Annotated in this window: 19 protein-coding genes and 1 pseudogene; 13 read left to right on the top strand and 7 right to left on the bottom strand. The window is 61.4% G+C overall.

Translation table 11 applies throughout. The features are described 5' to 3' along the window. Positions 1–2: 2 nt before the first annotated feature. Genes PSTU_RS0101875 through PSTU_RS0101825 form a run of 11 tightly spaced genes read left to right on the top strand, consistent with a single transcriptional unit; the run spans position 3 to position 11,143 of the window. On the top strand, positions 3–2,960 hold the full coding sequence (locus PSTU_RS0101875) for a TAT-variant-translocated molybdopterin oxidoreductase (protein WP_019339355.1): 2,958 nt from the start codon (positions 3–5) through the stop codon (positions 2,958–2,960). Further along, a complete protein-coding gene (nrfD, locus tag PSTU_RS0101870) occupies positions 2,957–4,345 on the top strand; it encodes an NrfD/PsrC family molybdoenzyme membrane anchor subunit (RefSeq protein ID WP_019339354.1) in 1,389 nt (462 codons plus the stop codon). The genes PSTU_RS0101875 and nrfD overlap by 4 nt, the downstream gene beginning before the upstream one ends. Continuing rightward, complete coding sequence (locus PSTU_RS0101865; RefSeq protein ID WP_019339353.1) at positions 4,338–4,865, top strand: DUF3341 domain-containing protein; 528 nt, start codon at positions 4,338–4,340, stop codon at positions 4,863–4,865. Before nrfD ends, PSTU_RS0101865 begins: the two co-directional genes overlap by 8 nt. Continuing rightward, the gene (locus PSTU_RS0101860; protein ID WP_019339352.1) at positions 4,865–5,386 is read left to right on the top strand and encodes a c-type cytochrome; all 522 of its coding nucleotides are present in this window, start codon (positions 4,865–4,867) and stop codon (positions 5,384–5,386) included. The genes PSTU_RS0101865 and PSTU_RS0101860 overlap by 1 nt, the downstream gene beginning before the upstream one ends. Beyond that, positions 5,383–6,393 (top strand): hypothetical protein, encoded by a 1,011-nt coding sequence (locus PSTU_RS0101855; RefSeq protein WP_019339351.1) that lies wholly within the window; start codon positions 5,383–5,385, stop codon positions 6,391–6,393. The genes PSTU_RS0101860 and PSTU_RS0101855 overlap by 4 nt, the downstream gene beginning before the upstream one ends. Further along, complete coding sequence (locus PSTU_RS0101850; protein ID WP_019339350.1) at positions 6,390–6,824, top strand: hypothetical protein; 435 nt, start codon at positions 6,390–6,392, stop codon at positions 6,822–6,824. The genes PSTU_RS0101855 and PSTU_RS0101850 overlap by 4 nt, the downstream gene beginning before the upstream one ends. Then, on the top strand, positions 6,821–7,633 hold the full coding sequence (locus PSTU_RS0101845) for an SCO family protein (RefSeq protein WP_019339349.1): 813 nt from the start codon (positions 6,821–6,823) through the stop codon (positions 7,631–7,633). Before PSTU_RS0101850 ends, PSTU_RS0101845 begins: the two co-directional genes overlap by 4 nt. After that, on the top strand, positions 7,623–8,627 hold the full coding sequence (coxB, locus tag PSTU_RS0101840) for a cytochrome c oxidase subunit II (protein ID WP_019339348.1): 1,005 nt from the start codon (positions 7,623–7,625) through the stop codon (positions 8,625–8,627). Before PSTU_RS0101845 ends, coxB begins: the two co-directional genes overlap by 11 nt. After that, complete coding sequence (locus PSTU_RS0101835) at positions 8,624–10,249, top strand: cbb3-type cytochrome c oxidase subunit I (protein ID WP_019339347.1); 1,626 nt, start codon at positions 8,624–8,626, stop codon at positions 10,247–10,249. The genes coxB and PSTU_RS0101835 overlap by 4 nt, the downstream gene beginning before the upstream one ends. Continuing rightward, positions 10,236–10,883, top strand: a complete 648-nt coding sequence (locus PSTU_RS0101830; protein ID WP_019339346.1) for a cytochrome c oxidase subunit 3 — start codon at positions 10,236–10,238, stop codon at positions 10,881–10,883. The genes PSTU_RS0101835 and PSTU_RS0101830 overlap by 14 nt, the downstream gene beginning before the upstream one ends. Continuing rightward, a complete protein-coding gene (locus PSTU_RS0101825; RefSeq protein WP_019339345.1) occupies positions 10,880–11,143 on the top strand; it encodes a hypothetical protein in 264 nt (87 codons plus the stop codon). Before PSTU_RS0101830 ends, PSTU_RS0101825 begins: the two co-directional genes overlap by 4 nt. A gap of 22 nt (positions 11,144–11,165) precedes the next feature. Here PSTU_RS0101825 and PSTU_RS0101820 read toward each other — a convergent pair whose 3' ends face one another. The 7 genes and pseudogenes from PSTU_RS0101820 to PSTU_RS0101795 all read right to left on the bottom strand — a co-directional run bounded on the left by PSTU_RS0101820 (position 11,166) and on the right by PSTU_RS0101795 (position 18,510). Beyond that, positions 11,166–14,243, bottom strand: a complete 3,078-nt coding sequence (locus PSTU_RS0101820; protein ID WP_019339344.1) for an error-prone DNA polymerase — start codon at positions 14,241–14,243, stop codon at positions 11,166–11,168. Then, positions 14,240–15,652 (bottom strand): Y-family DNA polymerase, encoded by a 1,413-nt coding sequence (locus PSTU_RS0101815; RefSeq protein WP_019339343.1) that lies wholly within the window; start codon positions 15,650–15,652, stop codon positions 14,240–14,242. The genes PSTU_RS0101820 and PSTU_RS0101815 overlap by 4 nt, the downstream gene beginning before the upstream one ends. Positions 15,653–15,654: 2 nt before the next feature. After that, positions 15,655–16,272, bottom strand: coding sequence for a translesion DNA synthesis-associated protein ImuA (gene imuA, locus PSTU_RS0101810; protein WP_029404566.1), 618 nt, complete (start codon positions 16,270–16,272; stop codon positions 15,655–15,657). Positions 16,273–16,382: 110 nt separating this feature from the next. Then, positions 16,383–16,706, bottom strand: a complete 324-nt coding sequence (locus PSTU_RS0101805) for a DUF3325 domain-containing protein (RefSeq protein WP_019339341.1) — start codon at positions 16,704–16,706, stop codon at positions 16,383–16,385. Continuing rightward, entirely contained in the window at positions 16,703–18,199 is a 1,497-nt protein-coding gene (locus PSTU_RS0101800; protein WP_019339340.1) for a PepSY-associated TM helix domain-containing protein, read from the bottom strand. The genes PSTU_RS0101805 and PSTU_RS0101800 overlap by 4 nt, the downstream gene beginning before the upstream one ends. Further along, positions 18,174–18,236 (bottom strand): annotated as a pseudogene (locus PSTU_RS22240) (hypothetical protein); the annotation flags it as partial. The gene PSTU_RS0101800 and the pseudogene PSTU_RS22240, both read right to left, overlap by 26 nt. Next, positions 18,214–18,510 carry a hypothetical protein gene (locus PSTU_RS0101795; protein ID WP_019339339.1) on the bottom strand — a complete coding sequence of 99 codons (297 nt, stop codon included), beginning with the start codon at positions 18,508–18,510 and terminating at the stop codon, positions 18,214–18,216. The pseudogene PSTU_RS22240 and the gene PSTU_RS0101795, both read right to left, overlap by 23 nt. Positions 18,511–18,841: 331 nt before the next feature. Between PSTU_RS0101795 and mtnA the strand changes: the two genes are divergently transcribed. Continuing rightward, complete coding sequence (gene mtnA, locus PSTU_RS0101790; protein ID WP_019339338.1) at positions 18,842–19,918, top strand: S-methyl-5-thioribose-1-phosphate isomerase; 1,077 nt, start codon at positions 18,842–18,844, stop codon at positions 19,916–19,918. 186 nt (positions 19,919–20,104) lie between these two features. After that, positions 20,105–22,912 carry a DNA gyrase subunit A gene (gene gyrA / locus PSTU_RS0101785; protein WP_019339337.1) on the top strand — a complete coding sequence of 936 codons (2,808 nt, stop codon included), beginning with the start codon at positions 20,105–20,107 and terminating at the stop codon, positions 22,910–22,912. Positions 22,913–22,938 lie beyond the last annotated feature (26 nt).

Below are 22,938 nucleotides of genomic sequence, written 5' to 3'. Positions count from 1 at the left end.
CCATGCAGATTCGAGACGACACCGACCCACAGCACCCTGCGCCACTCGACTGGACCGCGATTCGCGAGCGTCTGGAAGGCGAGCGCGGGGCAGGGTACTGGCGCAGCCTCGAACAGCTGGCAGACGAACCGGCGTTCGCCGAGTTCGTTGAGGCCGAATTTCCCTCGATCGCCCCGCAGATGGACCGTCGGCGCTTTCTGCAGGTGATGGGCGCCTCGATGGCGATGGCCGGTCTGGCCGGCTGCAGTGAGCCGGAGAAGGGCGTGCCTTATGTGGTTCAACCGGAAAAGATCATTCCCGGAGAAGCGCAGTGGTATGCCACCTCGGTGACCTTCGCCGGCTACGCCCAGCCGGTGCTGGGACGGACGCATGTCGGGCGTCCAACCAAGCTGGAAGGTAACCCTGACCATCCGCTGAGCCGGGGTGCCAGTACGGCGACTATCCAGGCGGCCATCCTGCAGCTGTATGACCCCGATCGGTCTCAGGCGCCGCGGTTCAAGGGGGTGCATGCGACCTGGGACAGCTTCCAGCTCGAAGCCAGTCGCCTGGCCGAACGGCTCGACGCGCGGGAAGGTCGCGGCCTGCACGTACTGCTGGGTGCCACCAGCTCACCGACATTGCAGCGACAGTTCAACGAATTGCTGCAGCGCTGGCCCGCGGCGCAGCTGTATCGACACGAACCTTTCGAGGGTGATCACTATCTGGCTGCAGAGCGCACCTTCGGCCGGGCCGTCGAGACGCACTATCGCTTCGAGGAAGCCGAATGGGTGTTGAGTTTCGAGCACGACTGGCTCGGCCTCGGCCCACGCGAATTGCCGAATGCGGTGCGCTGGGGCGAGCGTAAACGGTTGGCCGCAGGAGGCGACGGCGAAGCACGCCTTTTGATGGTCGAGTCGGTGCCGACCCTTACCGGTGCCAAGGCGAGCGAGCGCAAACGAATCGAGCCGGAGATGTTGCAAGCCTATGTGCAAGCCCTGGCCGCCGCGCTGGATGAGGGCGAGGGGCCCGAACAACAGCTGCCAGTCGAACGTCAACGCTGGATCGAGGCCGTAGCGAAAGGGCTCAAGGCTCGCGCCGGACGCTGTCTGATCACCGCTAGTGAGCGCACACCTGTGGCGGTACAGGCGGCGGTACACCGGCTCAACCAGCGGCTGGGCAACGTCGGAAAGACGCTGACGTACAGCGAGCCGGTGGTCTGGCACGAAGCAGGTGGGCAGCGCCTGGGCGACCTGCCGACGCTGGTGGAGGCGATTCGCGGGGATCAGGTCGAGGCTTTGCTGATGCTCGAATGCAATCCCGTGGACACTGCCCCGGCGGATCTCGAGCTGGAGAAAGCGCTGGATCAGGTTCCGCTGCGCATTCACGCCGGGCTCTATTACGACGAGACCGCTGCTTACTGCCACTGGCACCTGCCGCTTACCCACGACCTCGACGGTTGGCAAGACGCGCGCGCTGCCGATGGCAGCGTTTGCCTCGGTCAGCCGCTGGTGCGCACGTTCTACAGCAGCCGCACCTTGTCCGAAGTGCTGGCCCTGATGCAGGGCGATCTCAATCCCAGTGGCCGCGCCGAGCTGCGCAAGACCTGGACGTCGCTCGACGAAACCGCCTGGCGCCAGGCGCTGGAGCTTGGCTTTATCGTCGACACCGCGCTCCCCCCGCTGAGCATCTACGCAGCACCCATCACTTGGGACACCGAGCCCGTCACAGAGGAAGGGCTGACCCTGCGCTTTCTGCCGGACCCCAGTGTGTGGGATGGCCGGCTGGCGAACCTCGGCTGGTTACAGGAACTGCCCAAACCGATCACCAAACTCACCTGGGACAATGTGATCGGCGTCGCGCCGAAGCTGGCAGAAGAAAAAGGGCTGTCAAATGGCGACATGGTTCGGATCACGCTCGGCACCCGCGTGGTGATCGGCCCGGCCTGGATCATGCCCGGCCACGCCGAACGCACGCTCAGCCTGTACGCCGGTTATGGACGCACTCGTGCCGGCCGTGTCGCCGACCGTCTTGGCTATGACATCGCACCGCTGCGCACGGCGGGCGATCCCTGGCTACGTCGTGGTGCCCAGCTTGAAAAGACCGGCGAATTCCTGCCGCTGGCCACCACTCAGTCGCACCACATACCGCATGGCAAGGAAGCCATCAAGAGCGAGCCGCGCGATGAGGCCTATCGCAAGGTGTCGACAGAGCCGCTGTACCACTTTGAACAAGCCAAGACTCTTTACCCGCCGACCCCACCGAACGAGCCGGTATGGGGCATGACCATCGACCTGGACCAATGCATCGGCTGCAACGCCTGCGTCGTTGCCTGCCAGGCGGAAAACAATATTCCCGTGGTCGGCAAAGAGCAGGTCGCCATGGGCCGAAACATGCACTGGCTGCGGGTCGATCACTATTACAAGGGTGATCCTGACGAGCCCGAGTCATCGGCGTTCCAGCCGGTGCCCTGCATGCATTGCGAACAGGCACCGTGCGAGGTCGGTTGCCCGGTCAACGCCACCGTACACGGACCTGATGGGCTCAACGAACAGATCTACAACCGCTGCATCGGCACCCGCACCTGTGCGTCCTACTGCCCGTACAAGGTGCGACGCTTCAACTGGCTCGACTGGACCGAGGACGATGAGCCGTCGATCCAGCATCAGCGCAACCCCAACGTCACGGTGCGCTCGCGCGGTGTGATGGAGAAGTGCACCTATTGCGTGCAGCGCATCAGCGAGGCGCGCATCGCAGCACGGATCGAGAATCGTCCGGTGGCCGACGGCGAGGTGCAGACCGCTTGCCAGCAGAGCTGCCCAACCCAGGCAATTGTGTTCGGCGACCTGTCCGATCCGGGCGCGCGCGTGCGCAAAGGGCGCGACACCAAGCGTCATTACGCGCTGCTGGAAGAGTTGGGGACACGGCCGAAGACGACGTATCTGGGCGTGGTCGACCTGCCGAAGATCGAGGACGAGTCATGAGCGGCGCTGACTCTCGCCCCGGGTATACCGGTGCCGATACGCCGCACTTCCTGCCGCGGCAGATGCCGCTCGGTGAAGTCTCGGACCGGGTGCTGACCGTGCCCGTCGACTTCAATCGCTATCGCCGCGCCTGGTGGGCACTGTTCATCTTCAGCTGCTTGCTGCTGGGGCTGTTCGTCGCCTCGGCGGTTGTGGTGATCTGGAAGGGTGTGGGTGTGTTCGGTAATAACGACCCGGTGTTTTGGGGTTTCCCCATCCTCAATTACATGTGGTGGCTGGGCATCGGTCATGCCGGAACCTTCATTTCGGCGATGTTGCTGCTGCTCAACCGGCCGTGGCGCAACTCGCTCAACCGCATGGCCGAGTTGATGACGCTGATGGCGGTGGTCTGTGCGGGCATCTACCCGATCCTGCATCTGGGACGGCCCTGGCTGTTCTACTGGAGCGCCCCGTATCCCAATACCATGGAGCTGTGGCCGCAGTTCAAGAGCCCGACGTCGTGGGACTTTTTCGCGGTCCTCGGCTATCTGTTCGTCTCGCTGATGTTCATTTACATCGGTGCAATTCCAGACTTCGCCTCTGCTCGCGATCACGCCCGCAAACGGCGCTACAAGATCTTCTATGGGCTGCTGGCGCTTGGCTGGCGCGGTGCTTCTTCTCACTGGGCACATTGGCGGCGAGCCTACCGTTTCATTGCGCTGCTGGCGATTCCGCTGGTGTTTGCGGTATCCAGCGGCTACTCATTTCTTCTCGATCTATCGCCGGAAACCGGCTGGCATTCGACGGTGTTTCCGCCGTACTTCGTCGCTGGTGCGATCTTCTCCGGTTTCGCCCTGGTGATTGTCATTGCGCTGGGGCTGCGTCGGTTCTTCGGCTGGCAGCTGCTGATCACGGTCAAGCATCTGGACGTACTCGGCGTATTACTGCTCGCCAGCGGCTGGATGACTGCTTACGGCTATTTTGCCGACACCTTCATCGCCTTCTATTCGGGCAAGGAACACGAGATAAACATGGCCATGGCGCGTCTGACCGGGCCGATGGCCTGGAGCTGGTGGACGGCGATCTTCTTCAATCTGGTTTGCCTGCAAGCGCTCTGGTGGCCGCAAGTGCGGCGCAATGGCAAGGCGTTGCTGGCGATTGCAGTCGGCGTCCTGATCGGCATGTGGTGCGAGCGCTGGATGCTGATCATCGTTCCCGCCACCCGCGATTACCTGACGGCTACCTGGCAAGGCTACAGCCCGACGTTCTGGGACTGGTCATTGTTCATCGGCACCTCTGGGCTGTTCCTCGTACCGTTCAGCCTGTTCATGCGCCTGCTGCCGATGGTGTCTACCTTTGAAGTCAAAGAAGCCTTGCACAGCTATCGGAGAGCAGCCGATGACTGAGCGCTGCTACGGACTTCTAGCCGATTTCACACATCCTGAGCCGTTGATCGAGGCAGCCCGCGCCGCGCGTGAGGAAGGCTACTCGCGGATGGAGGCTTACAGTCCGTTCATGTTGCCGGAGCTGGAGCCGATTCTTGGCCAGCGCAACAACCGCGCCTACTGGGCCGGTATCCTCGGTGCGCTGATCGGTGGCGGGCTGGGATTGGCCATGCAGCTATACGCCAATCTCAGTTACCCCCTGGATATCGGAGGCCGGCCCCTTATTGCCCTGCAGGGCTTCGCCGTCATCACCTTCCTGATGACCATTACAGGCGGCGCACTGGGGGCGCTGTTCGGCCTGCTGTTCCTGTGTCGGCTGCCGCTGCTTCATCATCCGCTTTTCGAAACCGAGGCGTTCCAACGCGCTACGGACGACCGGTTTCTGCTCTGTATTCGCGCCGATGACCCGATGTTCAACGAGACGGGTACGGCGCTATGGCTGGCGGAACGGGCCGTGTCGGTCAGCAAGGTGCCTGCCTGATGCCTTGGCTGATCGTGTTCATCGTGTTGCTCAGCGGCTGCGATCAAATGGCCCAACAGCCGCGTGCCGACGCACAGGAGTCCAGCCTGTTTTTCCCTGACGGCAAGGTTAACCAGGCGCCACCGTTAGGGACGATCGCCCGTGGCGAACTGTCATGGGAGGCGGTGCTTGCCGAGCGCCCACCGTTGACTGAAGAGCTGCTGGCCCGGGGCGAGGAACGTTACCGCATCAATTGCGTGCCTTGTCACGGCTTGGCCGGTGATGGCATGGGAACGGTGGTCAAACGCGGCTTTCCGCAACCACCGGACTTCGCCAAACCGCGTCTGGTGCAGGCACCTGATCGCCATTTTCTTCAGGTCATCGCCGAGGGTTACGGCGTGATGTATAGCTACGCCGCGCGGGTACGACCGGCAGATCGTTGGGCAATTGTTGCGCACATACGGGCGTTGCAGTTGGCACGAACGGCTGAGGTTGGCCAACTGCCCGAGCCTGATCGCCGCGCGTTGGAGGCTCTGCCATGAACCTCGCGCGATTCATGAGTGGTCGCGCCGTCGCCTGGGCGGCATTGGCCATTGGGCTCGTCGGCCTTGGCATCGGGCTTCTACTGGCGCCGCGCGACACACTGGCCGCTTGTGTGGCAAGCCTCTTGGGGTTGGCCGGGATTCCGCTGGGCGCACTGTCATTGGGCTTCGCTTTAGCCCCAGTCAGTGGCAGCGCTCGCGATCAGCTATGGCCCTGGACGCTAGTTGCCAGCCGGGCCATGCCGGCGTTGGCCGTACTGGTACTTCCGGGGCTGCTCGGCGCCGGGTTGATTTACGAATGGATGCATCACCACAACGATGGGTTTCGCGGGTTCTGGCTCTGGTGGCCCAGTTTCGTCGTGCGTGGGCTGCTCTATGTTGGGCTGTGGTGGGCGCTGGCGCGCTGGCTGCTGCCCACTACGTTGCGCAATCCGGCGGGGGCTGGTTTGGGGCTGATCGCCGTGGTGTTGAGTGTGTCCCTGGCAGCATTCGACTGGGCTCAATCGATGGAGCCGCACTTTGCGTCCAGCATATTCGGGCTGTTATGGCTGGGCCGGCTGATGCTGTCCGGAATCGCGGCCTGCGTTCTGATCAGCCTGTTCACGGGCGCGTCCCGCCCGGGCGTGTTGCGCGGCTTGTTGTCGGCTGCGGCGCTGGCGTGGATCTACCTGCACTTCATGCAGTATCTGATCGTCTGGTACGGCAACCTGCCTGAGGAAGTGCGCTGGTATGAGGTACGCGCCCGCGAATGGCCGCTGCTGACGTGGCTGGTGGCGCTACAGAGCCTGGTATTTGTCGCGACCTGGTGGCCTTTCTCTGGGCGTCGGGTGCCGCTGGCGATACTGGCTGGCGGCACGTTGCTGCTTGGCCTGGCCGAAGGTGCCTGGCTCAGCATGGCCAGCTTGCCTGGCATGAATGGGCTGGCGAGCACGTTGGCGCTGGTTGCCGCGGCGGCTTCGGGTACAGGATTGATGACACTGCTTATCCTGCCGAGGAGGTCCGCATGAGCGTCCCGGTCGATCCGCGCTCCAATGAAGACGGCTTCGAGCACCATGACGCCAAGGTCAGGGTATTGCTGATGATTGGCTGCGGCCTGGTTATCGCCCTGGCGATATCGCTTGCTGCTGTGGGACTGTTGCTCAGCTACTACCGCGTAACACCTGAGCCTCCGGTATCGGGGCTCGAGCGCGACAGCATCATTCCGCCCCAGCCGCGACTGGAAACGGATGCGCTAGCCAAAGGCCAACAAGTGGTCAGCGAGGCCGTGCAGCGGCTGGAGCATTATGAGTGGGTCGACCGTGAAGCGGGCGTCGCGCGTATTCCGCTCGGACGGGCACGCATCCTGTTGCTAGAACGCGGCTGGCCGTCGCCGGTGGGGGCCAGCGGCAAACCGGACGTACGTTTGCAACAGGCCAAACAAAGGGCAGAACCTCAATGAGCCGGTTGTTACTGGTCGTGGCTGCGGCATTGGCGTTCGCGTTGGCAGCTTCGGTGCGCACCGCAGAACCGTTCGATCCCTTCGCCGCCGCTGGCATCGATTCGCGGCCTGGCGCGCAGGTACCGTTGGATACGCGCTTCACCGACGACAGCGGCAAGTCGGTCACGCTCGCTGAATTGTTAGATGGTCGTCCAGCAGTGCTGGTGCCTGTCTACTTTCGCTGCCCGAATGTGTGCGGGTCGCAGCTGGCCAGCCTGTTCAACCTGCTCGGTGCGGTGCCCTTCGAACTTGGCGAGGATTACGTAGTGATCGCCTATAGCTTCAACCCGCACGAGACGCCAGCCGATGCCCGTGCCGAACGCGACAAGCTGACGCGGCGTTGGCCAGCGTTGGCGGGGTCTCAATCGGTCCATCTGCTCACCGGACCGGAGTCAGCCAGCCGCAGCGTCAGCGACGCACTCGGTTTTCATTACCGCTGGGATGCAGAGATTCAGGAATACGCGCACGCCTCGGCAATCGCCACGCTGAGTCCGTCCGGCAAGCTGGTGCAATGGCTGTATGGGCTCGGTTATCAGCCCAACGATCTGCGGCTGGCGCTGACTGATGCTGGCGAAGGGCGGGTCGGCGATTTCAGTGATCAGCTACTGCTGCTCTGTTACCACTACAACCCGCGCACTGGCGGATACGACAACTGGGTCATCGGTGCGCTGCAGGTGGGGGGCACCGGCACGGCGCTGGCGTTGCTCGGTTTCATCGGGCTGTCGCTGTGGCGTGAGCGACGCAAGCGGGAGGGCGGCGATGAACGATGATTTTCTGCGCCTGTGGCCGCAGACCGCATCCGAACACGCGAGCAGTATCGACTGGCTGATCTGGTCGTTCACCGGAATGATGACAATCTTTGTCGTGCCGGTGTTCGTGCTCACCATTCTGTTCGCAATACGTTACCGAAAGGGCACCAAAGTGCCCCGCGATCACCGCCCGCGCGGCAGCATGAAGGTCGAAATGACCTGGATCGTGTTGCCCTTCATCGGTTCGATGATCATCTATCTGGTCTCGGCGAAGCTCTACTATGAAGTGCGCACGCCACCGGTGGATGCCATGGAAATTCAGGTGGTGGCCAAGCAATGGATGTGGAAATTCCAGCATCCCGGCGGTCAACGAGAGATCAATACCTTGCACGTGCCAGTCGGGCGTCCGGTGCGGCTGAACATGATTTCTCAGGACGTCATCCACAGCCTTTATTTCCCGGCTTTGCGCATCAAGCAGGACCTGCTGCCAGGGCGCTATACCGAGCTTTGGTTCAACGCTACCGAAGCGGGTCGCTACGAGGTGTTCTGCGCTGAGTATTGCGGTACCGACCATTCGAAGATGCTCGCCACGCTGATCGTGCAGCCTCCACAGGAATACGAGCGTTGGCTCTCCCAGGCCGGCGCCAGCGAGTCCTTGGCCGAACAGGGTGAAGTGCTGTTTCGCCAGTTCGGTTGCAGTGGTTGTCATGGTCCGGCCGCCGTGGCCAAAGCGCCAAAACTCGAGGGGCTTTATGGCCGTCGGGTGGCTTTGGAGGACGGTAGTTCTGTCGTGGCCGACCAAGCCTATATCCGTGACAGCATCATGCTGCCGCACAAGCAGATCGTAGCCGGCTACGAATCGATCATGCCGAGCTTTGCCAATGTGATCGATGAAGAGGGCGTGCTGCGCCTGACTGCCTATATCCAGTCGCTGGGTAAGGTCGGGGAGGGCGGCCAAGGTGAGCCGCATGCCGACAGCCCGCACAGCCCGACGCCAGAGGAGACGATACCTTGAGTCAGAAGAACCCGGCGGCCGACCGCGCGCCCAGTTACCTTGCCGACGAGCATGGCCTACGCACCTGGCTGCTGACCACGGACCATAAGCGCATTGCGATCCTCTACCTGATTGGTGTCACGGCATTCTTTTTTCTAGGCAGCCTGGCTGCCGCTCTGGTGCGTATCGAACTGGTGACTCCCGACGGTGATCTGTTGAGTCCCGACGGTTACAACCGCACGTTCACCCTGCACGGTGTGGTCATGGTGTGGTTCTTTCTGATTCCGTCGATCCCGGCGGTCTTCGGCAACTTCCTCATTCCGATCATGATCGGTGCCAAGGACATGGCCTTTCCCAAACTCAACCTGTTCAGCTGGTACCTGCTGGTGGGCGGCGGCATCTTCACGCTGTATTCGCTGCTGGCTGGAGGTGTGGATACGGGCTGGACCTTTTACACACCGCTGTCGACGATGTTCAGCAACGGGCATGTGGTAGCGGTGATCCTAGGTGTATTCATCGTCGGCTTCTCGTCGATCCTGACGGGGCTGAACATCATCGTCACGATTCATACGCTGCGGGCGCCAGGCATGACCTGGTTCCGAATGCCGCTATTCTGTTGGTCGCTGTATGCCACCTCGGTAATTCTGGTGCTGGCTACGCCAGTGCTGGCTATTACGCTGCTGCTGGTGGCGGCGGAGTACCTGTTCGGTATTGGCGTGTTCGATCCCAGCCTGGGGGGCGATCCGCTGCTTTTTCAGCACCTGTTCTGGTTCTACAGCCATCCGGCGGTTTACATCATGATCCTGCCAGCGATGGGGGTAATGAGTGAGCTGATCACCGCAGCGGCGCACAAGCGTATTTTCGGCTATTCGTTCGTGGCGTATTCCAGTTTGGCAATCGCCGTGATCGGCTTCATGGTGTGGGGCCACCACATGTTCGTCGCCGGGCAATCGATGTACGCCAGTATGGTCTTCTCGCTCCTCAGCTTCTTGGTGGCCATTCCTTCGGCGATCAAGGTCTACAACTGGACCGCCACGCTCTACAAAAGCAACCTGACTATCGACGCGCATTTTCTCTATGCGTTGACCTTCATTGGCCTGTTCGTCATCGGCGGGGTCACGGGATTGTTTCTGGCGCTGCTGGCCGCAGATGTCCACGTGCACGACACCTACTTCGTGGTAGCCCATTTTCACTACATCATGGTTGGCGCGGCGGTGGCCGGGTTCTTCGGCGCGCTGCACTTCTGGTGGCCGAAGATAACCGGGCGGATGTATTCACAGCTGTGGGGCAAAATCGCGGCAGTGATGATCTTCTGCGGCTTCAACCTGACGTTTTTCCCGCAGTTCCTGCTCGGTTATCTGGGTATGCCGCGGCGCTACCACAGTTATCCGGAAGACTTTCAGTTCCTTCATGTGCTGTCGTCCGCGGGTGCTGGGGTGCTGGCGGTAGGTTACGTCATGCCGTTCTGCTATTTGTTGTGGTCGTTGCGTTACGGCCCGTTGGCCGATGACGACCCATGGGATGCGGCAGGGTTGGAGTGGCGCACCTCGTCACCGCCGCCCAAGCACAATTTCCTCGAAACCCCGATCGTCGACTTTGAAGCGTACGACTATCCACCTGAGGCAACCCATGGCCGATCGTGACGGGTACCTGGCCGAGCCATACCAGACAGCCGCCCAGCAGCGGGAAGCTAGTTTCTTGGGGATGTGGTTGTTCCTTGCGACCGAGATCATGATGTTCGGTGCGCTGTTTCTGGTCATCTACTACTACCGCCTGCAACACCCCGCGGCAGTCAATGAGGCGGTGCATCATCTGCACTCGATTCTGGCGGGTTTCAACAGCGCGCTGCTGCTCACCGGCAGCCTGTGCATGAGCCTGATGGTGCAGGCTTCGCGCTTGGGTAACTACCGTCGCGTGCAGCAATTTCTCTTGCTCAGCGCGTTCTTCGGTCTGGCATTCCTGGCGGTGAAATTCTTTGAATACGGCTGGGAATACCATGAAGGTTTGCTGCCCGGCATAGGCCACGAATCGCCGCTCGAGGCTCCCGCGGCGCGGCTGTTCATGAATATCTATTTCTTTGCCACCGCGCTGCATGCGGTCCACGTGACCATTGCGGTAGTGATTGTGCTGGGCATGGTGGCGCGTATTCATTTCGGCCATATGAAGTTGCCGGAGCGTGCGATCACCCTGGAAATGGTCGGCTTGTATTGGCACATGGTCGATGTGATCTGGATTTTTCTCTATCCCTCGCTCTATCTGGTGGGGAGGGCAGCATGAAAGCGGGCAAACTGGTGTTGATCTATGCCGGACTGCTGGCGCTACTGGCAATCAGCGTCACGATAGCCATTCAGTTTCCACAATGGGCGATGGTCGCTTTGATCTGTGCAGCCGGGCAGGCCCTGCTGGTGCTGTTTGGCTTGGCCCAGCTCGGCACCCATTCGCCGCTGGTTCGCTTCTTTGCGCTGGGCGCTGGGTTCTGGCTGGTGTTCATGTTCACCCTTTCGATAGCCGATCTGCTAACGCGCGGGGCGAGTTGATCGCCGTGCCGCCTGCGTTGGATCACTGAAAGTCCCGGCTGCGCACGTCGAGCCCGGTGAGCATCGGGGTGAGATCGCTGAGACGCCCGGCGATGACGTGCCGTACACCGTTTGCCGATTCCAGATGCCCATCGATTCGAAGCATCTGCGACTGTATCAGCACACGTCGTTGCCGCTTGGCCAGGTCGTGCCAGACCACTACGTTGATCATGCCGAACTCGTCTTCCAGCGTGACGAAAATGACCCCGCTGGCCGTCTGTGGGCGCTGGCGACCAATGACCAGGCCCGCGACGCTGACAAGGCGACCATGTTCCACCTCGGTCAATTCTCGCGAACTGCGGCAACGTCGGCTCCGGAGCTGATCACGCAGCAAGGCCAGCGGGTGAGGGCCAAGCGTTGTTCCAAGCGTGGCGTAATCGGTCATCAGCTCTTCCCCAACCGATGGCGCCGGCAGGGGCACCGGCGCCTCCTGGGTCGAAATCTGCTCAGCGAACAACGGCAGTTGGGGCTCGAAGCCGGCCACGGCCCAGCGAGCCTGATGTCGATGTCCGACAATCCCTTTCAGCGCTCCGGCGTCGGCCAGCTGTTCACGCGCCCGGGCATCCAGTCGCGCGCGCAGGCATAGATCGTCGATACCGGCGAAGGCTTGCTGCTGACGAGCCGCCTCGATGCGCTTTGCATCCTCCTGACGAAAGCCGCGCACCAGGCGCAGCCCCAGACGGATTGCGGGTTGCTCGGTCTCGGTCGGCTCGAGACTGCAATCCCAGTCGCTGTGGCGAACATCCAGCGCGCGGATTTCGAGGCCGTGACGGCGGGCGTCCTGGAGAATCTGATCGGGATTGTAAAAGCCCATCGGCCAGCTGTTGATCAAGGCACAGGCGAAGGCGGCAGGTTCATGACATTTGAGCCAGCAGCTGGCATAGGTGAGCAGGGCGAAGCTGGCCGCATGTGATTCGGGGAAGCCGTAGCTGCTGAAGCCTTTGATCTGTTCGAAGATTCGTGCCACGAATTCTAGGGTGTAGCCGCGGGCAAGCATGCGTTCACTCAATTTCACGCGGTGCGGCTCAAGACTGCCGTGCCGCTTCCAGGCGGCCATGGCGCGGCGCAGCTTGTCGGCTTCATCGGCGGTGTATTGGGCGGCGACGATTGCCAGCTCCATCACCTGTTCCTGAAACAGGGGTACGCCAAGGGTGCGCTCGAACACCGGCTTCAGCTCTTCGGACGGATACTCCACCGGCTCTTCTTTATTGCGCCGACGCAGGTAGGGGTGAACCATATCGCCCTGAATCGGCCCGGGCCGTACGATGGCTACCTGAATCACCAGATCGTAGAACGTTCTGGGACGAAGCCGCGGCAGCATGGCCATTTGTGCGCGCGACTCGATCTGGAAAACGCCCACGGTGTCGGCGCGGCTGATCATTTCGTAGGTCGGACGGTCTTCCTTGGGCAGTGTGGCAAGGGTCCACTGCGTGCCGCGATAGCGAGCTATCAGATCGAAGGAGCGGCGCAGCGCACTGAGCATGCCGAGCGCCAGCACATCGACTTTGAGCAGGCCGACCACGTCGAGATCGTCTTTGTCCCACTGGATCACGGTACGGTCGGCCATGCTGGCATTTTCGACCGGCACCAGGGTATCCAACGGATACTCGGAAATGACGAAGCCGCCCGGATGCTGTGACAGGTGACGAGGGAAGCCGATCAATTCACTGGTCAGCACCAGGACCCGGCGCAACACCGGGCTGCTGGGATCGAAGCCCGCTTCCTGTAGCCGTGCGTCATCGGGTACATGCTCACTCCAGCGTCCACAGCATTCGGCCAGGGCATTGATCTGATCAGGCGGCAGGCCAAGCGCCTTGGCCACGTCACGCAGTGCGCCAGTGGCGCGGTAGGAACTGGCCACCGCAGTCAGTGCGGCGCGATTGCGGCCGTAGCGGCGAAACACATACTGGATCACTTCCTCACGGCGCTCGTGCTCGAAGTCCACGTCAATGTCCGGTGGCTCATTGCGCTCGCGCGAGAGGAACCGCTCGAACAAAAGCCGGCTATGCGAAGGGTCGAGTTCGGTGATGCCCAGTACGAAACACACCGTCGAGTTGGCTGCCGAACCCCGACCCTGGCACAGGATATGGCGTTCACGGGCGAAGCGGACGATATCGTGGACGGTGAGAAAGTAACTCTCGTAATGCAGCTCTGTAATCAGCTGCAATTCATGCTCAACCAGCGCACGTGATTTTTCCGTCACGCCTGCAGGCCAGCGCCATCTCATTCCGTCTTCTACCAGTTTGCGCAGCCATGAACTGGCATCGTGACCGCTGGGCACCAGCTCGTGTGGGTACTGATACCTGAGCTCGTTGAGGCTGAACTGACAACGCTCGGCGATACGCAGCGTCTCTGCAAGCAACTCTGGCGGATAGAGCTGGGCCAGTTCCTCGCGCCGACGCAGGTGGCGTTCGCCGTTGGGAAACAGGTAACGTCCGGCCTCGGCTACAGGCAGGTGATGGCGGATCGCAGTCATGCAATCCTGCAGAGCGCGCCGGCCGCGGGCGTGCATATGCACATCGCCACAAGCCACCGCGGGTATGCCCACGCGCGCGGCCAGTGCCTGCAATTGATGCCGGTGCGCTTCATCGTTCGGCCCGCGATGCAGTTCGATACCCAACCAGAGGCGTCCTGGAAAGCGTTCGTGCAGCCAGAGACCTTCGGCGTCAGCATCGGGCTCGTGGGTGAGCCAGATGGCCAACAGTCCCTCCAGAGGCTCGTTCAGGTCATCGCCCAGCAGCTGGTATTGGCCTTTTTCGGCGCGACGTCTGGCGCAGGTAATGAGCCGGCACAAGCGCTGATACCCAAGCAGGTTCTCGGCCAGCATGAGCAGCTTCGGACCGTTCTCGATCTGCATCTCACTGCCGACAATCAGCGGCAGGCCTGTTTCCTTGGACGCCTGCCAGGCACGGACGATGCCGGCCAGCGTGCATTCATCGGTGATTGCCAAGGCTTTATAGCCTTGGAGTGCAGCGCGTTCGAACAGCTCTTTGGCACTGGAGGCGCCCCGTTGAAAGCTGAAGTTCGAGAGGCAGTGCAGCTCTGCGTAATCGGGTGTCATCCGAACCAGCCGTGCAACATCAGCGGCCCTCCCGTGACTGAGCGAAAGGCCCATCCGCGTTGGCCCGCCCGGGTTTCCACCAAATAGTAGTCGCGGCGCACATCGCCTCCGTCCCACCAACCCGATTCGATACGCTCAGGCCCTGACAAGATGCGCAATGAGGCTTCGTGGAGCGGTTTCGACTCTGCCAGCAGCCAGCCGGGGCGGGGGCCTCCCGAAAGTGGCGCTTCCAGGTGGGACGCATGCTGCGGTCGCCAGGCGCATTCGGGGCGATGGTCGGCACGAGCAGCAAGCCCCTGTACTGCATCGTCGCCCAATCGGGCTCGCAACCGCTCGCGCAACTGTTCCCATGGTAATGACTGCTGCGGTCGCTCATCGAAGAGTTCGCGATGTTCGGGCACGAATGTCGGCAACTGCTCTGCAATCAACCGTATTGCCAGCACCGGTGCTGGAAGCTGCAAGTGCTCCAGGCGACCGCGAGTCAGCTCGAACAACATGGCCGGGTCTCGCTCCGCGCCGAGCAGGCCGACCGGTAAAAGGCTTTCGGGCAGACTGCGGTGCTCCAGGTGCAAGGTAAAGCGTTGAACCCCGCTGTCGCGGCCCGCGAGGTAGGCGGCGAGATCGACGGTCAGGCGGCGCAGCGGGAATAGCAGCGCCTGGTGGGACTCGACCTCGAAGTTCAGCTCGATACGCGCATCAAAGCGGTCAGGCGGACGATAGAAATTCATGCCCAGCGGGCGATGCTCCAGCAGGGTATCGAGATGTCTGAGCGCCTCTGCGGGAAAGCGCTTCGCCAGTCCGTCCCGAGGCAGTGCCAGCAATTGCTTGAAAGTACGTAGCCCCATTCGCGCCAGGGCACTCGAGACATCGCGGGGCAAGCCGAGACGATCCACCGGAAGGTCAGCCAGTACCTGATGCAGCTTTGGGGTATCCGTTACCGCCAAACCGTCGTGCACGTTGGCCAGTACCCTCGCAGCTGCAGGATTGGGTGCCAGGGTAATGCGATGCCCAAAGCCCAACGCACTCAGCTCTGTCCTCAAGCGCGCTTCAAGACGAGGCCAGGGGCCGAACAGGCCCAGACTCGACTGCACTTCCATAAGTAGACAGCGTGGGTAATGCAGGCTGACCTGCGAACTGAAGCCGTAGGCCCAGGCGGCGAGGAATTGCTGCCAACGTTCGATTGAAGCCAGGTCATATTCGGCCGTCTCGAATCCCCGAGTTAGCGTTTGGGCGGCTATCAAAGATTGCCCTGCCTTTAGCCCCAGTAATCGTGCCGCCGGATTGACAGCCTGTAGCACGCGGCGCTGTGGCGTACCGCTCAGTAGTGCCAGTGGCGCGTCGGCATCGGTGCGGCTACGTAGCACACCGTCCATGGCTAATTGCGGCAGCAGGATGCAGGCCCAGAGCATCGTCACTGCCATCCCACGGCAGAAATCGGCTGGACGGGTGCCAGTCCGCCGCGGCATTTGAGTACACGCACTTGAGCTGGCTGAGCTTCGACTGCCAAGCGCAGTGCCGCTGGAGAGGGATTTACGGCTTCGTGCAAAGAGCGATAGGCGAAGGCCAGTGTCTGTCCGGTCTCGGCGGCCACCTGCAAACGACGCAAGGCACGATCATCGGCTTTCTGAGGCCAGCACAACACAGCACCACAACTCCCTGAACGCAGACATTGTTCCGCCGCCCACAAGGCGTCCCGTCCTTGCGCTTGAACAAGGCTGAGTTGGCGTAGGTCGACGCCAGCAGCGAGCCAGGCATGAGGGAAGGGCAAATGGGGCGGAGCGATCAGTACCACCCGTTCGCCAGCAGCAGTCAGACGTGCCAGGGTGGGCCATAGCAGACGTAACTCGCCAATCCCGGTGGTGGCGATCAGCAGCTCGCTTAGGGCTGCATCCGGCCATCCCCCGCCGGGCAGAGCAGCGTCGAGTGTGGGATGTCCGGTTGGCTGGTTACTAGTCGAGACGACGCTGGGCTGGCCGCGCCATAGGCGGCGTGCATCGAGCAATCGATCAAGGGAGACAACGGAGGACATGATGAACAGCAAATCCAGAATACTGTATATGGATACAGTATTCTGCTTTGCCCGAGTGCGGGTCAAGTCGATGTGATGAACGTCATCGACTCGAGGTCAATACGATCAGCTCACACCAAAACGTTCAGCGCTCCCATCACGCTTAGCGCGGCGCCCATGGGGAGTGCCATGCGCTCACGCCAGGCGAGCATCAGGCCTACCAGTAGCCCAGCGCACATCAGCTGGCCAAAACAGACTATCAGGCCTATCGACACTCCCAGCGCTTCCACATCCAGCATGACTATGACGATCAGCAATGCGCCTGCCAGCAGGCGCAGCCCACGCTGCCGTAGTGGGCTCGGTGCGCGATCGAACAACTGACGATGATGACGAGGCATCGCCAAGCACAGCGCAAGCATGCCCACGTAAGCCAACGCAAATGCGAGTAGCGTCATGGTGAAACCTCCTGCATGCGCCGTTCACGGGCCGACCGCGCCTCGTGCTGAGCAGCAGCTCGCCAGGCACACACCAACCCGACGGTCAGCAATACCAGGTCGATGCCGAAGAGCGTTATATCGCCCCGTGTCAGGCTCGCAACAAGGTTGCCTTGCGGAGCTACGATGCCGTTCAGTGCGGGCAGTCCAAGAGCAAGAATCGCCAGTACTGCAAACAACTGACGGGTGGTCCGTGCTGGTTGGCCAGGCCTGATGCATGCGAAGGCTGCCACTGCCAGCCAGCTCAAGGCGAAGCACCAACCTTCGACTGCCGCCCGGTCGGGCAGGGTGTCCGGCAACAGACGGTTGGCCCAGAGCAGTGTCAGCGATGCGATGGGCAGTCCGAAAAAGACCGCTCCGTTGAGGGCACGAACTACTTTTAGCCCTTTGATCTGCCGAGCTTCACGCTTGCGCAGCCAGACCGCTGAGCCAGCGATCAGCATTGCGCAGCCGGCCAGTCCCATCAGTCCGTAGAACAGTCGAACAATCTGCCCACCGAATTGCGCCATATGCAAACCGACCATCCACATATAAGCCTCGTAGCTGGTGGGTGCCTGCTGTTGCTTGAGCATTTCGCCAGTGGTTGCGTCGTAATTCAGGGTGTCCTGTGGTGAGCCGATGCGTGAAGGGTCAAGCCGGCGAATGCTGACCACTGCCGAGGCGTCGAACGGGTGCTCGACGATCAACCAGCCCGGCTCGCCGCCATTCCAGCGTTGACGGGCATCGTTTATCAAACCATCCAGAGAGGTCAGTTCACCGGCGGGCTTGTCCATCTCGTTGCGGTGAAAGCCACCTTGGACCTCTTCGAAAAAGACCAGCGGGTTACTGTCATAGGCCACCATCGCTCCAGCTGGCATGTAGGTCGCGACAAAAATGGCGACGCCGGTATAGGCCAGTACCAGATGGAAGGGCAGGCCGATCACTCCGAACAGGTTGTGCGCATCGAGCCAGGCACGCTGGCCGTTGGCTTGCGGCCGGAGAGTGAAGAAGTCCTTGAAAATACGCCTGTGAACGATGATTCCTGATACCAGCGCAACGAGCATGAACATGCCGGCCAGGCCGACGATGTACATGCCGATCGTGCCCGCCTGAAGGTTGTAGTGCAGGGTGAAGAAGAACTCACCACCGAGGGTTTCCGGCATGGGTTTGCCGGTGGCGGGGTCGAAGACGGCACGCCCACGTTCGCCCGTACCGTCTTTTTCCCAACCCAGCTTCCAGTAAGGTTCGCGGTCGGTAGGACCGTGCAGCCAGTAGGCATGCAAGGGGCCCTCAACATTGGCATCCAGCCAGCGCCGAACGTTGTCAGCATCGATGCTGCTGGCTGCGGGCACGTGCAACGCCGGACGCATCCAGCGCTCGATTTCCTTGTCGAAACAGGCCAGCGTGCCGGCAAACAGAATCACGAATAGCAACCAGCTGGGCAGCAGCCCGCCCCAGGTATGCAGCCCTGCCATCGATTGACGTAAGGTCACGGTCGGCTCCTCCATTCATCAGGCAGAAAAGCGGCAAGGCAGAGCAGTGCGGTCAGCGCTCCTAGCCACAACCAGGCCCGCAAGGCGCTGCGGGCCGCAAAGGTATAAATGACAGCGGCTACCCAGACGGCAAAACACAGCAGACTGGCAGTGACCACGCGATCCGCTCGTGCCAAGGGCAGGTAGACGGATAGAAAGGCGGTAGAGCCGAACGCCAGCGCATAGCCGCCGAACAGCGCGGCCGTGATGCGGCCGGCCAGGTCTAATGAAAGGAGGGGGTGGTAACGCTTCATGACAGGGACGATCCGCGGATGGTAGGCGCTCATGTTAATGCGAATCTGTGCGATTTGTAATAAGCAAGTGCTCTGCCTGCCTGCCGCTGCGATCCGGTTGACGCATGGGACTTGCTCACCAGCAACCGGCCGTCTTCGCTTGTGCTAGCAAAATCAGTCGATTAGGATTCGCGCCGGGTAAACGGTGCAAGGCGAGTACTCGGTTCGCCGTCCCAATCTATTGAAGCAAAGAAGCCCGGCCTAAAATCGACCGGGCTTCTTTGTTTTCCGGCCTTGATCCAGTACCAAAGCGCTCGTCAGCCAGACCGCTGCTTATCAAAAGAGGTATGCCATGCGTGAACGTTTGTTGGCCGCAGAAAAGGTAAAGGCCATCGAATGGCAGGGCGGACAGTTGCGTTTGCTCGACCAGCGCAAGCTGCCACTGGAACAGCTTTGGCACACCTGTGATTCTGCTGCAGCAGTGGCTACGGCGATCCGGGAAATGATCGTGCGCGGCGCGCCCGCCATCGGTATCAGCGCCGCCTACGGGCTGGTCATGGGACTAAGGGCCCGGCTCGCCGAACGTGAGGACTGGCGTGCGGCACTTGAATCCGACTTCGAACTGCTGGCGGCCGCGCGTCCAACCGCCGTCAATCTGTCTTGGGCGCTGAACCAGATGCGCGAACGCCTCGACCGTCTGAAACCCGGCGAAGATCCGCTGACCGCTGCCGAGGCTCAGGCGGCGTCCATCCATGCCAGTGATCGCGAAGCCAATCTGACCATGGCACAGTTCGGCGTCGACCTGATCCGCAAGCATCAAGGCAATTCGCAGAACCTGCTGACTCATTGCAATACCGGTGCGCTGGCCACTGGAGGTTTCGGCACCGCGCTCGGTGTGATCCGTGCGGCGCACCTCGAAGGCCTGGTCGAGTGCGTCTACGCCGACGAAACCCGCCCCTGGCTGCAAGGCTCCAGGTTGACGGCCTGGGAACTGGCAGGCGAGGGCGTGCCGGTCATGCTGAACGCCGACTCGGCGGCGGCGCATCTGATGAAGACTCGCGGCATCACCTGGGTGATCGTAGGCGCCGACCGGATCACCGCCAATGGCGATGTCGCCAACAAAATCGGTACTTATCAGCTCGCCGTGCTGGCGATGCATCATGGCGTACGGTTCATGGTAGTAGCGTCCAGCTCGAGTATTGATATGGGACTGGAATCAGGTGATGACATTCCCATCGAGGAGCGGGCCGGCCGTGAGCTGCTGGAAGTCAACGGTCAACGGCTCGCGGCTGATGTCGAGGCATTCAACCCGGTGTTCGATGTCACCCCTGCTGACCTGATCGATGCCATCGTGACGGAGAGAGGCGTTGTGGAACGGCCCAACGCCGCGAAACTCGCCGCCTTGATGAGTCGTAAACGGCTGCACTAAATAGCGAAAAGACGAACGGAGCGGCTGGAGACTGAACGCTGGACGAAAAGTGGATCGAGTCACGCTGAGCGGGAAGCGCGAATTCAAGGCTTTCTCGTTAAGCCTCCAAGCTCCAGCGGCGCCTCCGTGTGATACCATTCCGCGCTTAATCGCAGGACCCTGCTGACTACAAGGAACCAGGCTTCCATGGGCGAACTGGCCAAAGAAATCCTCCCGGTCAATATCGAAGACGAACTCAAGCAGTCCTACCTCGACTACGCCATGAGCGTAATCGTCGGTCGAGCGCTGCCGGATGCGCGCGACGGATTGAAGCCTGTTCATCGCCGTGTGCTCTATGCCATGAGCGAGCTGGGTAACGACTGGAACAAGCCGTACAAGAAATCCGCCCGTGTGGTCGGTGACGTGATCGGTAAATACCATCCTCACGGTGACTCGGCGGTTTACGACACCATCGTGCGGATGGCGCAGCCTTTCTCGCTGCGCTATATGCTGGTCGACGGCCAGGGCAACTTCGGATCGGTGGACGGCGACAACGCCGCGGCTATGCGATACACCGAAGTGCGGATGGCCAAGCTGGCGCACGAATTGCTGGCCGATCTGGACAAGGAAACCGTCGACTGGGTGCCCAATTACGATGGCACCGAGCAGATCCCGGCGGTCATGCCGACCAAGATTCCGAACCTGCTGGTCAACGGTTCCAGCGGTATCGCCGTGGGCATGGCAACAAACATCCCACCGCACAACCTCGGTGAAGTCATTGACGGCTGCCTGGCGCTGATCGAAAACGCCGATATCACCATCGATGAACTCATGCAGTACATTCCGGGGCCCGATTTCCCCACCGCTGGCATCATCAACGGCCGTGCCGGCATCGTCGAGGCCTACCGCACCGGTCGCGGACGCATCTATATGCGGGCCCGCTCGACCATCGAAGACATCGACAAGGTGGGTGGCCGTCAGCAGATCGTCATCACCGAACTGCCTTATCAGTTGAACAAGGCGCGGCTGATCGAGAAGATCGCCGAGCTGGTCAAGGAAAAGAAGCTTGAAGGCATCACCGAACTGCGCGACGAGTCCGACAAGGACGGTATGCGCGTGGTCATCGAACTGCGCCGTGGTGAGGTGCCTGAGGTCGTTCTGAACAACCTCTACGCTCAGACCCAGCTGCAAAGCGTGTTCGGCATCAACGTGGTGGCGCTTATCGATGGACAGCCGCGCACGTTGAACCTGAAGGAGCTGCTTGAGGCTTTCGTCCGCCATCGCCGCGAAGTTGTAACCCGCCGGACCGTCTACGAGCTGCGCAAGGCGCGTGAGCGTGGGCATATTCTCGAAGGGCAGGCAGTTGCACTCTCGAACATCGATCCGGTTATTGCGCTGATCAAGGCGTCGCCAACCCCGGCCGAGGCCAAAGAAGCGCTGATCGCCGAAGCCTGGGAGTCCAGCGCCGTCGAGTCGATGGTCGAGCGTGCTGGTGCTGACTCGTGCCGTCCTGAAGGCCTCGATCCGCAGTACGGTCTGCGTGATGGCAAGTATTACCTGTCGCCGGAGCAGGCCCAGGCCATTCTTGACCTGCGCCTGCACCGCTTGACGGGCCTCGAGCATGAGAAACTGCTCAGCGAGTACCAGGAGATTCTCACCCAGATCGGCGAGCTGATCCGCATCCTGACCAATCCGGTGCGCCTGATGGAGGTCATCCGCGAGGAACTCGAAGGCGTCAAGCGCGACTTCGGCGATGCGCGCCGTACCGAGATTCTCGAGGCGCGCCTGGACCTGACCCTGGCGGACTTGATTACCGAAGAAGAGCGCGTCGTTACCATCTCACATGGCGGCTATGCCAAATCGCAGCCGCTGGCGGCCTATCAGGCGCAGCGTCGCGGTGGTCGCGGCAAGGCGGCCACAGGTGTCAAGGAAGAGGATTACGTCGAGCATCTGCTGGTCGCCAATAGCCACACCACCTTGTTGCTATTCTCCAGCAAGGGCAAGGTGTACTGGCTCAAGACCTACGAGATTCCTGAGGCCTCGCGCGCATCACGCGGTCGGCCACTGGTCAACCTGCTGCCGCTGACCGAAGGCGAATACATCACCGCCATGCTGCAAGTGGATATCGAGGCCGCGCGTCAGCAACAGCTGAACGGCGACGACGATGTCGAAGATGCGGAAATCGTCAGCGAAACCGATGAGGCGGAAGAACTCCTCGAGGGCGACGAAACCGACGAGTCAATAGACGAGCCGACCGGCACCTATATCTTCATGGCGACCGCCAAGGGCACCGTGAAGAAGACCCCGCTGTCCCAGTTCAGCCGCCCACGCAGTGTCGGTCTGATCGCGCTCGGCTTGGAAGAGGGCGATACATTGATCGCCGCTGCGGTGACCGACGGCGCGCGTGAAGTCATGCTGTTTTCCGACGGCGGTAAAGTAATCCGCTTTAAAGAGAAGCACGTGCGCACCATGGGCCGCACCGCCCGTGGCGTTCGCGGCATGCGCCTGCCGGAAGGCCAGCGTCTGATCTCCATGCTGATCCCAGAGCCTGATGCGCAGATTCTCACCGCGAGCCTCAATGGCTACGGCAAGCGCACCGTGATCGACGAGTTCCCACGTCGCGGCCGTGGCGGTCAGGGCGTTATCGCCATGGTAACCAACGAGCGCAACGGCCCTCTGGTCGGTGCCGTTCAGGTGCAGCAAGGAGAAGAAATCATGCTGATTTCCGATCAGGGCACGCTCGTTCGCACCCGTGTCGATGAGGTTTCATCACTGGGTCGTAACACTCAGGGTGTCACGCTGATCAAACTGGGCAAGAACGAGCATCTGGTTGGCCTCGAAAGGGTTCAGGAACCCTCCGAGGAGGACGTCCTGGACGATATCGAAGCGGTTATCGACGAGGATGCCCTGGATAAGGAAATGCCCGTTGTCAGCACCGAGCCAAGCGAAGATGACTTGCTCGGCGGCGGGGGAGACGTTCCGCCAGACGTAGTGCCTACCGACGACGACAACTGATCAAACGACGGCGCAGCCCCTAAAGG

The organism is Stutzerimonas stutzeri SDM-LAC (assembly GCF_000235745.1).
GTDB classification, from domain to species: Bacteria; Pseudomonadota; Gammaproteobacteria; order Pseudomonadales; family Pseudomonadaceae; genus Stutzerimonas; species Stutzerimonas stutzeri_H.
Note: the sequence above shows the minus strand (reverse complement) of the source record. Positions and strands in the feature narration are given on the sequence as shown.

Coding starts and splice junctions, on each gene's coding strand:
- PSTU_RS0101875 (WP_019339355.1), top strand. CDS start 3: ATGCAGATTCGAGACGACACCGACCCACAGCACCCTGCGCCACTCGAC.
- nrfD (WP_019339354.1), top strand. CDS start 2,957: ATGAGCGGCGCTGACTCTCGCCCCGGGTATACCGGTGCCGATACGCCG.
- PSTU_RS0101865 (WP_019339353.1), top strand. CDS start 4,338: ATGACTGAGCGCTGCTACGGACTTCTAGCCGATTTCACACATCCTGAG.
- PSTU_RS0101860 (WP_019339352.1), top strand. CDS start 4,865: ATGCCTTGGCTGATCGTGTTCATCGTGTTGCTCAGCGGCTGCGATCAA.
- PSTU_RS0101855 (WP_019339351.1), top strand. CDS start 5,383: ATGAACCTCGCGCGATTCATGAGTGGTCGCGCCGTCGCCTGGGCGGCA.
- PSTU_RS0101850 (WP_019339350.1), top strand. CDS start 6,390: ATGAGCGTCCCGGTCGATCCGCGCTCCAATGAAGACGGCTTCGAGCAC.
- PSTU_RS0101845 (WP_019339349.1), top strand. CDS start 6,821: ATGAGCCGGTTGTTACTGGTCGTGGCTGCGGCATTGGCGTTCGCGTTG.
- coxB (WP_019339348.1), top strand. CDS start 7,623: ATGAACGATGATTTTCTGCGCCTGTGGCCGCAGACCGCATCCGAACAC.
- PSTU_RS0101830 (WP_019339346.1), top strand. CDS start 10,236: ATGGCCGATCGTGACGGGTACCTGGCCGAGCCATACCAGACAGCCGCC.
- PSTU_RS0101825 (WP_019339345.1), top strand. CDS start 10,880: ATGAAAGCGGGCAAACTGGTGTTGATCTATGCCGGACTGCTGGCGCTA.
- PSTU_RS0101820 (WP_019339344.1), bottom strand. CDS start 14,243: ATGACACCCGATTACGCAGAGCTGCACTGCCTCTCGAACTTCAGCTTT.
- PSTU_RS0101815 (WP_019339343.1), bottom strand. CDS start 15,652: ATGCTCTGGGCCTGCATCCTGCTGCCGCAATTAGCCATGGACGGTGTG.
- imuA (WP_029404566.1), bottom strand. CDS start 16,272: ATGTCCTCCGTTGTCTCCCTTGATCGATTGCTCGATGCACGCCGCCTA.
- PSTU_RS0101805 (WP_019339341.1), bottom strand. CDS start 16,706: ATGACGCTACTCGCATTTGCGTTGGCTTACGTGGGCATGCTTGCGCTG.
- PSTU_RS0101800 (WP_019339340.1), bottom strand. CDS start 18,199: ATGGCAGGGCTGCATACCTGGGGCGGGCTGCTGCCCAGCTGGTTGCTA.
- PSTU_RS0101795 (WP_019339339.1), bottom strand. CDS start 18,510: ATGAAGCGTTACCACCCCCTCCTTTCATTAGACCTGGCCGGCCGCATC.
- mtnA (WP_019339338.1), top strand. CDS start 18,842: ATGCGTGAACGTTTGTTGGCCGCAGAAAAGGTAAAGGCCATCGAATGG.
- gyrA (WP_019339337.1), top strand. CDS start 20,105: ATGGGCGAACTGGCCAAAGAAATCCTCCCGGTCAATATCGAAGACGAA.